Raw genomic sequence first — 10,632 nt, forward strand, 5'->3', positions numbered from 1 at the left:
ACATGCGAGCTATTATCGTTTCTAGCGCTATCGTCTTATTWAGTGCATGCAGCAGCCAGCAAGGCCGCTACGACATGCACAGTGATAAAGCACCCGAGACGGTGCCACCGGTTATTCACGCAGAAAACGCGCAACCCAGATATGAGCCCTACAGCCTCGCGGGTAACAAAGATTACACGTTAAAGGGTCAGCGCTATCAAATTTTACGCGATCCAAAAGGCTACCAAGAAGCRGGCATTGCTTCATGGTACGGGGAAAAATTTCATGGCCATCGCACCTCTAATGGCGAAGTGTACGATATGTACTCTATGTCAGCCGCGCACAAAACCCTTCCCCTGCCCAGTTACGTGGAAGTGACCAACCAAAATAATGGTAAAAAAGCCATTGTGCGCGTCAATGATCGCGGCCCCTTTCACAATCAACGCTTGATAGACCTAAGCTACGCTGCCGCCAAAAAACTAGATGTATTAAAAACAGGCACAGCGCCCGTATCACTGCGTCTACTCTCACCGAGTAAGCCTGCGGATGACGAGTGGCACTCCGCGCGCCATCATGCTTATTATGTACAACTCGCCGCGCTATCTGATGGCCTTAAAGCCAATCAAAAAGCGGAACAATTGGCGAAGGCCCATGGTCTACCGACACATATCGCCCGCCGTGATACCGTGTATCGTGTTCGCTTTGGACCTTTTTACGATAGAGACCAAGCACAGCAAGCGATGCGCACGGCAAAGCAGCATCAGTTGCCAGGGGCATTTATCGTTACCGAAGCACTTGTGAATGGTGACACATCTGTCACAGGTGCTAAAACAAACAATCAATAAGTTAAAGAAATCGAGCCTGTCCCTCTATCCGCAATTTGGTATAGTGAGGGCACAGTATCGACATCGATAACCGACATAAGTACTAACAATGATGAATAAAACCGTTTTCCGCATGCGTACACTGCTTTCTGCAGCCCTGTTCGCCTCTGCGACTGCTCAAGCCGCGCCTGCTGTTGTGCCTGATGCGCCGCAAATTGCCGCCAAAGGCTACGTATTGATGGATTATCATTCCGGCGAGGTGCTGGCGGAAAATAACGCCTATCAACGCCTTAATCCTGCGAGTTTGACCAAAATGATGACCAGTTACGTGATTGGTCAGGAAGTTGAGCGTGGCAATATCTCGATGGATGATGACGTTGTCATTAGTGAGAATGCGTGGGCCAAAAACTTCCCCGGCTCCTCGAAGATGTTTATCGAAGTCGGCACCACGGTCAAAGCGGCAGATCTCAATCGTGGCATTATTATCCAGTCAGGCAACGATGCCTGTGTGGCGATGGCTGAACATGTTGCCGGCTCAGAAGACGCCTTTGTCGATCTGATGAACCGCTGGGGCGAAACCCTGGGCATGGACAGCTCTCACTTTTCTAATGTTCACGGTTTGGACTCCAAAGATCTTTACACCACGCCGTACGATATGGCGCTACTCGGCCAAGCCCTTATTCGTGATGTACCGGCGGAATACCGTATTTATAAAGAGAAAGCCTTCACCTATAACGGCATCACGCAATACAACCGTAATGGTTTGCTGTGGGATAAGAGCCTCAACGTCGATGGTATTAAAACCGGCCACACTGACGGTGCTGGCTACAACCTTGTCACCTCTGCCACCGAGGGCGACATGCGTCTTATCTCGGTGGTCATGGGCACCAAAAGCGCCAATGCCCGCAAAGCAGAGAGCAAGAAACTACTCAACTATGGTTTCCGCTTCTTTGAAACCGTCGCGCCTCACAAAGCCAACGAAACCTTTGTGACTGAGAAGGTCTGGATGGGTGATACAGACGAAGTCGCGCTGGGCGTGACAGAAGACACCTTTGTCACGCTTCCCCGTGGCAAGGCGCAAGATCTGAAAGCCAGTTTTGTCCTCGACAACACCTTGGAAGCCCCGATCAGTAAAGGTGATGTTGTGGGTAAACTTTTCTATCAAGTAGATGATGAGGATGTGGCGGAATACCCACTTGTCGCTCTAAACGATGTTGAAAAAGGTGGGCTTTTTAGTCGCTTAATAGATTACATCGTGATGATGTTTAAAAACCTCGTCGGTTAATCCCTCTCTGTGCCGCCCACCAACTTGGTGGGCGGCTTGTTTTCTCGCGCTTGGCAGATTAGTATTTCGCGTTAATCGTGATCAATCGCACAAACGCGTGCCTCTATCAGCCTGCAGTTGGGAGTTAACATGCAAGAGCAACCGAAATTAAAAGATCTGTTGGAGTTTCCTTGCCAATTCACCTACAAGGTGGTGGGCCAGGCAAAACCTGAGCTACCCGATCATGTGCTGACCGTGATCCAGCGTCATGCGCCTGGCGACTACAGCCCAGCCGTCAAACCGAGTGCCAAGGGCAACTATCATTCGGTCTCTATTACTATTAAGGCGACATCTATTGAGCAAGTAGAAACCTTATATAAAGAGCTGGGTGAGATTGAAATTGTCCGCATGGTTCTCTAATTCGAATATCCACACGACTGGCGGCTTTAAATCACGCTGCCAGCCTCTATAATATCGCCACTGACAACAACACGGGAAATGGGTTTGCAGCACCAACTCGTTGTAAGGCACCTTGGCCGTCAACCGTACCTACGCGTCTGGGAGCAGATGCGAGACTTTACCGATCGTCGCGACGAAGACACGCGTGATGAAGTCTGGCTGGTTGAGCATGATCCGGTTTTTACCCAAGGACAAGCGGGAAAAACGGAGCATGTATTGGTCCCTGGCGACATCCCCGTCGTACAATCAGATCGTGGCGGACAGGTGACCTATCATGGGCCAGGCCAGCTCGTCGCCTATTTCCTGATAAACCTCAAACGTAAAAAAGTCGGTGTGCGGGCGCTCGTTAGCCATATTGAAGATCTTGTGGTGAGCACATTAGCACACTTCCACGTTGACGCTTACGCTCGCCCAGATGCGCCCGGTGTTTACGTTAACGATGCAAAAATATGTTCTCTTGGGCTCCGTATCCGTCGCGGGTGCTCATTCCATGGACTGGCACTCAACATCAATATGGACTTATCACCGTTTCAGCGTATTAATCCATGTGGTTACGCTGGTATGGCCATGACGCAACTGAGCGATCAGGTTGGCAAAGTCACGCTCGAGGACGTTCAACCTGTGCTGGTAGACACTTTAACTCAACAGCTGATGTATTCTGAGGTTGAGTTTACAACGGAAAGCAGCGATTTATGAGCAAACCTATTCAGATGGAACGCGGTGTTAAGTACCGCGACGCCGACAAAATGGCGCTTATCCCGGTCAAAAATATGCCGACCGAGCAAAAAGAAGTGCTGCGTAAGCCTGATTGGATGAAGATCAAGCTCCCGGCTGAAACCGCACGCATTAAAGAAATCAAAGACGCGATGCGCAAAAACAACCTTCACTCTGTGTGTGAAGAGGCGTCGTGTCCGAACCTTGCCGAGTGCTTCAGCCACGGCACGGCGACCTTTATGATTCTCGGGGCCATTTGTACCCGTCGTTGTCCTTTTTGTGATGTCGCCCATGGTCGTCCTGTTGCCCCTGATAGCGAAGAGCCAAAGCATCTGGCGCAAACGATCAAAGACATGAAACTGCGCTATGTGGTGATCACCTCAGTTGACCGTGATGATTTGCGTGACGGTGGTGCCCAGCACTTTGTCGATTGTACCCGTGAAATCCGCGCGCTCAATCCAGAGATCCAAATTGAGACATTGGTGCCTGACTTCCGTGGCCGTATGGATCGCGCACTCGATATCTTGCAAAACAATCCACCCGATGTGTTCAACCACAACCTGGAAACTGCGCCGCGGTTGTACCGCAAAGCCCGCCCTGGTGCCAATTATCAGTGGTCACTGGATCTGCTGAAAAAGTTTAAAGAGATGCATCCTGAGGTGCCCACCAAGTCAGGCTTGATGATGGGCTTGGGTGAAACCAAAGAAGAGATCATCGAGGTTCTCAAAGACTTGCGTGCACACGGCGTGACTATGCTTACGCTTGGCCAGTACTTGGCACCGAGCCGCCACCACTTACCGGTTGAGCGTTATGTGCCACCTGAAGAGTTTGACGAGCTGAAAGAGATTGCCCTCGATTTGGGCTTTACGCATGCCGCATGCGGCCCGTTTGTTCGCTCTTCCTACCATGCCGATCTACAGGCGAAAGGCGTGGAAATCAAATAAGCGCCCAAGCTGTTGAGACAAAAAAACCGCTAGCCAGACTAGCGGTTTTTTATTATCGATTATCTTGGGTACTCAGTGACGTGATAAATAGTCCGCACGCCCCACCCATTTATAGGTAGTCAGCTCCTCCAGCCCCATCGGACCACGTGCGTGCAGTTTTTGCGTCGAAACTGCCACTTCTGCCCCAAGCCCAAACTGCGCACCATCGGTGAAGCGCGTTGAGGCGTTGACATACACTGCCGCCGAGCCAGCACCATTAATAAAGGTTTCAGCTGCCTGCAAGTCGTTGGTCAAAATGGCATCGGAGTGACTCGCATTGTGCGTGCGCATGTGCGCGAGCGCTTCATCCACACTATCAACCACCACCACACCAAGCGTTGGCCCCAACCACTCGCTATCAAAATCCCCTATCTGCGCCTCACGCAGTTGCTCGACGCCATCAAGATAAGGCAATGCGCTTGAACCAGCGACAATGTGCAAACCGTGCTGATTAAAGAGGGGGGTCAAACGAGCAAATAGTTGTGCTGCGACGTCTTTGTGCACCAGTAAGGTGTCTAAGGCATTACAGGCTGAGGGGCGATCTGTCTTGGCATTGAGGATCACCTCGGGGGCCCTATCAAGATCGGCACAGTGATCCACATACAAGTGGCTAATGCCAAACCCCCCGATAATCACAGGGATGGTGCTGTTTTGTTTACACATTTTATGTAGTCCAGCCCCACCACGTGGAATGATCATGTCGACATATTCATCAAGGGTCAGTAACTCAGAGACCAGCGCACGATCCGGTTTTTCAATATATTGCACCGAGGCATGTGGCAGACCGGCTTTCTCTAACCCTGCTTGAATAACCTTTACCAATACCTGGTTAGTCGCAAAGGTTTCTTTCCCGCCTCGTAAAATGGCGGCATTGCCCGTTTTTAAGCACAACGCCGCGATATCAATCGTGACATTGGGGCGCGCTTCGTAAATCACTCCAATCACCCCTAGCGGTTCACGGCGCTTTGACAAGGACATACCGTTTTCCAGCAGCTTATGATCAAGCATCTGTCCGACGGGATCAGCCAGCGCAATCACTTGCCTCACATCGCTGGCCATATTGGTTAAACGTTCTGGGGTCAGGGTTAGGCGGTCCAACATCGCAGGATCCATGTCTGCCTCACGGGCGGCGGCGAGATCGCTTTGGTTGGCGGCTAAGATCGCCGTTTGCTGCGCATCAAGCTCATCGGCAATAATGGCGAGTGCTTGGTTTTTGATGGCCGTGGATGTCACAGCCAGTTGGTGTGCAGCCTCTTTGGCCGCTTTACCCATGTTTTGTAAGCTCATTGTGTCCCCGTCTTGCTCTTTTTAATTGTCTACTACCACAAGGTCATCACGGTGCATCGCGACAGGCCCGTATTCATAACCAAGAATATCCGTGATTTGCTGGCTATGCGCGCCAGCAATACGGCGCAAATCACTGGCGGTATAGCGGCAAATACCACGCGCAACGCATTTTCCCTCCACTGAGAGAATACGCACTACCTCGCCGCGTGAGAACGCCCCTTTCACCGCAACGATGCCTTTGCTCAACAAGCTGCTACCTTTTTGCGTCACCGCGGTAATCGCACCTGCATCGACGACGATATCACCCGCTGGTGGGGGCCCGGCAAGGATCCAGCGTTTACGACTCTCTAGCGGGCTTTCTAGAGGCAAAAAGCGTGTGCCAGCGTTATCCCCAACGATGACTTTTTGAATCACTTCAGGCTTACTCCCCGCGGCAATGGTCACTTCAACACCCGCTCGACGGCCAATATCAGCCGCTTGAAGCTTGGTCGCCATCCCGCCGGTGCCAAGGCCCCCTACGCTGCCACCTGCTAATTTGCGTAAGGTTTCATCAATGGTATGGACTTCACGAATCAGCTCGGCATCGGGGTTGGAACGCGGATCGGCCGTAAACAAGCCGGGTTGATCTGTTAACAGCAGGAGTTTGTCGGCATCCGCGAGAATCGCGACCAATGCGGATAAGTTATCGTTATCACCGACTTTGATTTCAGAAGTGGCGACCGCATCGTTCTCATTCACAATCGGAATGATGCCATTATCCAGCAAGGCCTGAAGCATATCACGGGCGTTGAGAAAACGTTCTCGGTGCTCTAGATCGGCCCGGGTAAGCAACATTTGACCGACTTGAAAGCCGTACAAAGCAAACAGGTGCTCCCAGGTTTGTATTAAACGACACTGCCCCACCGCGGCCAGCATTTGCTTGTTAGCCACGGTGTCAGCGAGTACCGGATAGCCTAGGTGCTCTCTGCCTGCGGCAATCGCCGCGGATGACACAATGATCACCTGGTGACCTTGCTGGCGTAAACGCGCGCATTGGCGTACCAGCTCGACCATATGTGCTTGGTCTAAACGCGCAGAGCCGCYCGTTAACACACTGGTGCCGAGTTTTACCACCAACGTTTGAGGAGAGACGCTGGCCGCAAGGTCACCGTCTTGGAATACATCTTGAATTGTCATGGTTGCCTGATCCACAAAAGCGTATGTCTCTCTTTTATCAATCCCTCGTGTATTTAACAAGGGGTGGGATCAGGCAAATGGCGGGTTACTCTGAGCAAGCCAGTTCGGGTTCAGTCAGAGCTTGGCTTGGTGAAAGAGCAAGGTTTAATTCATCTTCTAACAAGGCGCACAACTTGTCATAAAAGTGAGTCAGGGTTTTATCCACTGCTGCTTGCGCTTCACGCGGAATCGACTTGGCGACCCAATCCCCTTTTTTATCATACAAACCAAAGCCATAGCGATATTCAAAGCCTTCAGAGTGCGGAGTGAGTTCTAACCACCAGCCCCAGAATTCACGTGCATCGGGATCTTTTTTAGCATCCACACAGACAGATAGACTATCGAAAAAGTAGCGCTCAGTGTCTGACTTTCCTTCGCGAAAGTAAGGGCCCAATGCAGTAAAACGTGTTTTTAATCGTCCATATGAAAGCGGTAATTGCTCGCTCATCGTGTCCTCCAATGGCACAGTGACGTCCTTGTTCATGGTATATCATGGGCTTAGCCATCAGGTGAACGACAATATCCCGCTTTCAGCGGTGGATCACATCTTCATTTTTATCTGTGCCCTCATCATTCGATTAAAGCACATCCTCGAACCACTTAACGGTTTCAGTCAAAGCGCGGTGATAGCCATCATGTAGCGGGGTATTCGGTAAGGTCATGGCTTTGCCACCGCGACTGTATCTGGCGATCATTTGATTGTCTGACTCCGGACAAACAGGATCATCTTTAAGGCTAAGTGCAAGGATAGGCACCTCTGTGCGCCGCCCGGTGAGTAGCCCTTGATTTTTTAATGACCACGCCTGTAAACGGGTTTTCAATGTGTCGATAGGAATGCGACGCCCTAAGCGTGACCCCAGGGTATCGAGGTACATAGGTGGCATTTTTTTCATTAGGGAAGCGTCTGTCAGCAACGCATGAACAATGCCACCCAGTGACGCACTGGCTTTCACCCGATGCGGCTCGAGAAACGCCATTCTGACTGCCGGGTTAGCACCAAAGCGAATCCCCATGGTGCCCACACGGTGATGATCCACCCAGGGTACATCGACCAATTTATCCAACATCGCGGTGTGCAAACGGCTGGTATCTTCATTGAGATGCCAATGACAGCTATGCCCCACGGACGGCATGTCCAGGGTTAATACCGCTATGTCGGCGGGGGCAAAGTAGTCAACGAACAGGCGCCACAAGTCAGTTTGTAAGCTATCCAAGCTGCCGCTTAAGATAACCACCGGCAAAGTAGCGTCGGTGCGGGGTAAATAGAGGTACCCTTTCAGTGACTTTCCATCGAGTCGCGTCTCCACCGTTTTTACTGTGAACGGCAATTGCGCAATCGCACTCTCGAACGCCTTAAATGCCAAGGTTTCCGACTGCAGCGCCAAGCTGTCCCCTTTCAAGTGAGGGTATGCGGCAATACCAAAGTACGTGCAAGCTTGTAACCATTGCTCCCCCGCTTGTTTGGCTTTTCCCTCATCCATCAAGGCTTGGGCGGCTTTTTGATGCTGCATGCCAACCGCTGTCCATTCATAGTTCCAGTTTCCCGAGCGATAGCCTTCTACCGTATCAAGCATTGAATCGACCGAACGTGAATTATCCGAGCGTGCGATGCGGGCAAAAATCGCTTCCATTTCCAATGGGTCGACCCCTTGCCATGTCCATTGACCACGGCGGCGCATTCGATACCAACTCGACTCACTGTCACCATCAAATGCCGAGTAATCTGACTGTTGGATTTGCTGGACGGCCCCGAACAGGGTCGATGTCTCGGTGGCATGCTTGTGTTTAGCAAACAGCTTGACCGATAGGTTTTGTGATTCGTTGTCCGACACACCCACTCCTAGGCTTTTTATGTAACGTGCTGTTAGTTTAAACCATACACATATCAAGACCATGATTTTCCGCACTAATCAGCCACACCCGTACAAACGCAGCCACAGAAACCAAAAACGCCGCGTGATCACGCGGCGTTTAAAGGTGCGAGCATGAATGACTTACTTGGCGATGGGATCAATATAACTGACCGCCATATCCCAAGGCTGTTCAATCCAAGTGTCTTGGGCAATGTCGACCACATAGTCATCAACCAAAGGCTTCCCAGCCGGCTTGGCACTGACAGTGACAAAACGGGCTTTCGGATATAGCTGGCGGACCATTTCTGCGGTCCCACCGGTATCCACCAGATCATCGACCACGATAAAGCCTTCACCATCACCGGGCGCTTGCTTCACCACACGCATATCACGTTGATGATCATGGTCATAACTTGAGATACACACAGTATCGACATGACGAATACCCAGCTCACGCGCCAGTATGGCAGCAGGCACGAGGCCCCCGCGGCTGACGGCAATAATTCCCTTCCATTGCTCTGCGGGCAGCAACTTCTCCGCCAATTGACGGGTGTACATCTGCATATTGTCCCAAGTGATAATAAACTTATTGCTCATGGTGAAAACCTCGTGGCGACTCTCGCCTTGTTATAACATCAAATGCGGACAGCTGTTTTACACCAAGAAAACGAACTTGAGTAAGAACAACCCCGCCAAAATCCAAATACTGACAGGGACTTCTCGCCCTTTGCCCGCAAAGGTTTTTACGGCACAAAATGCAATAAAGCCAAGCCCGATACCGCTTGCAATCGAGTAAGTGAGCGGCATCAGCAAACAAACAACCACCACGGGTGCCGCTTCAGTGAGATCTCGCCAGTTGATGCCAACCAAGCCCGACATCATCAAAATCGCCACATAAAACAATGCGCCGGCGGTCGCATAAGCCGGCACCATACCAGCAAGCGGCGCAAAAAAGAGCGCGAGCAAAAACAAGATACCGACAACGACCGCCGTTAGGCCTGTGCGCCCGCCCGTGGCGACTCCGGAGACACTCTCAATATAAGAGGTCGTGTTTGACGTGCCTAAAAGCGCCCCGACGGAGGTCGCGGTACTGTCTGCCAGTAAAGCACGATTTAAGCGCGGTAGTTTACCATCTTTGTCGAGCAGTTCCGCGCGCTGTGCCACACCCACTAAGGTTCCTGCGGTATCAAAAAGGTCAACAAACAAAAATGCGAACACAATCGAGACCAGACCCACTTCCAATGCACCGGAAAAGTCTAACTGCATAAAGGTTGGTGCTAAGCTGGGTGGAGCTGACATCACGCCACCATAAGACACATCACCGGCCACCACACCAATCACGGTGACCGCTAAAATGGCGATCATCACCGCCCCTTTCAAGCCACGGTGCACAAGGCCAATGGTCAGGAAGAAACCCAATGCCGCCATTGCAGGTGCGAACGCAGTGACATCACCGAGCGCCACGAGGGTGGCGGGATGATCGACCACAATCCCCGCATTTTGTAAGGCGATGAGCGCTAAGAAAAGGCCAATACCGGCAGAAATCCCGGTTCTTAGGGACATGGGAATAGAGTTAATAATCCATTCTCGCACGCGCAATACACTCAGCAAGATAAAACATAGACCCGAGATAAACACCGCCGCTAGCGCAACCTGCCACGAGTGACCCATCTGCAATACCACCGTATAGGTGAAAAAGGCATTCAAGCCCATACCCGGCGCTTGCGCCACTGGGTAATTGGCTACAATCCCCATCACTAAACAACCGATCGCGGCGGCGAGACAGGTGGCGACAAAGACTGCGCCTTTGTCCATGCCTGTTTCGGCCAAAATCGATGGGTTGACGAATATGATGTACGCCATGGTTAAGAAGGTGGTAAACCCAGCAATCACTTCCGTGCGAAGATCCGTGCCATGGGCTTTGAGTTTAAATAAACGCTCTAACATCGGTTTTTGTCCCAAACTAAACGTGGTGTATCGCGAGATACAAAAGGAAAACGTTTGCGTGCTAAAATTTGGCGCAAATCTTACCGATCGGCGGCGGAAATTTCCAG

11 protein-coding genes are annotated in these 10,632 nt (G+C 51.4%); 5 read left to right on the plus strand and 6 right to left on the minus strand.

What is annotated here, in order from left to right:
• Positions 1-2 precede the first annotated feature (2 nt).
• The 5 genes from BZG14_RS00855 (at position 3) to lipA (ending at position 4,184) form a co-directional block, all read left to right on the plus strand.
• Entirely contained in the window at positions 3-824 is an 822-nt protein-coding gene (locus BZG14_RS00855; RefSeq protein WP_077607699.1) for a septal ring lytic transglycosylase RlpA family protein, read from the plus strand.
• 112 nt (positions 825-936) lie between these two features.
• Entirely contained in the window at positions 937-2,088 is a 1,152-nt protein-coding gene (locus BZG14_RS00860; RefSeq protein WP_369795687.1) for a serine hydrolase, read from the plus strand.
• Between the two features lie 129 nt (positions 2,089-2,217).
• Entirely contained in the window at positions 2,218-2,487 is a 270-nt protein-coding gene (gene ybeD / locus BZG14_RS00865; RefSeq protein WP_069361128.1) for a DUF493 family protein YbeD, read from the plus strand.
• Positions 2,488-2,565: 78 nt separating this feature from the next.
• Positions 2,566-3,222, plus strand: coding sequence for a lipoyl(octanoyl) transferase LipB (lipB, locus tag BZG14_RS00870; protein ID WP_069361129.1), 657 nt, complete (start codon positions 2,566-2,568; stop codon positions 3,220-3,222).
• Positions 3,219-4,184 (plus strand): lipoyl synthase, encoded by a 966-nt coding sequence (gene lipA / locus BZG14_RS00875; RefSeq protein WP_069361130.1) that lies wholly within the window; start codon positions 3,219-3,221, stop codon positions 4,182-4,184. Before lipB ends, lipA begins: the two co-directional genes overlap by 4 nt.
• A gap of 72 nt (positions 4,185-4,256) precedes the next feature.
• Here lipA and BZG14_RS00880 read toward each other — a convergent pair whose 3' ends face one another.
• The 6 genes from BZG14_RS00880 to BZG14_RS00905 all read right to left on the minus strand — a co-directional run bounded on the left by BZG14_RS00880 (position 4,257) and on the right by BZG14_RS00905 (position 10,525).
• Positions 4,257-5,510 (minus strand): glutamate-5-semialdehyde dehydrogenase, encoded by a 1,254-nt coding sequence (locus BZG14_RS00880; RefSeq protein WP_077607700.1) that lies wholly within the window; start codon positions 5,508-5,510, stop codon positions 4,257-4,259.
• Positions 5,511-5,531: 21 nt separating this feature from the next.
• Positions 5,532-6,686 (minus strand): glutamate 5-kinase, encoded by a 1,155-nt coding sequence (gene proB, locus BZG14_RS00885; RefSeq protein ID WP_077607701.1) that lies wholly within the window; start codon positions 6,684-6,686, stop codon positions 5,532-5,534.
• 85 nt (positions 6,687-6,771) lie between these two features.
• Entirely contained in the window at positions 6,772-7,173 is a 402-nt protein-coding gene (gene crl / locus BZG14_RS00890; RefSeq protein ID WP_077456962.1) for a sigma factor-binding protein Crl, read from the minus strand.
• Between the two features lie 130 nt (positions 7,174-7,303).
• Complete coding sequence (frsA, locus tag BZG14_RS00895) at positions 7,304-8,557, minus strand: esterase FrsA (RefSeq protein ID WP_077607702.1); 1,254 nt, start codon at positions 8,555-8,557, stop codon at positions 7,304-7,306.
• Positions 8,558-8,719: 162 nt separating this feature from the next.
• On the minus strand, positions 8,720-9,175 hold the full coding sequence (gene gpt, locus BZG14_RS00900) for a xanthine phosphoribosyltransferase (protein WP_069361135.1): 456 nt from the start codon (positions 9,173-9,175) through the stop codon (positions 8,720-8,722).
• 57 nt (positions 9,176-9,232) lie between these two features.
• Positions 9,233-10,525, minus strand: a complete 1,293-nt coding sequence (locus BZG14_RS00905) for an NCS2 family permease (RefSeq protein WP_077456966.1) — start codon at positions 10,523-10,525, stop codon at positions 9,233-9,235.
• Positions 10,526-10,632 lie beyond the last annotated feature (107 nt).

The sequence above is a fragment of the Salinivibrio sp. IB282 genome, assembly GCF_001995685.1.
Lineage (GTDB): Bacteria > Pseudomonadota > Gammaproteobacteria > Enterobacterales > Vibrionaceae > Salinivibrio > Salinivibrio kushneri.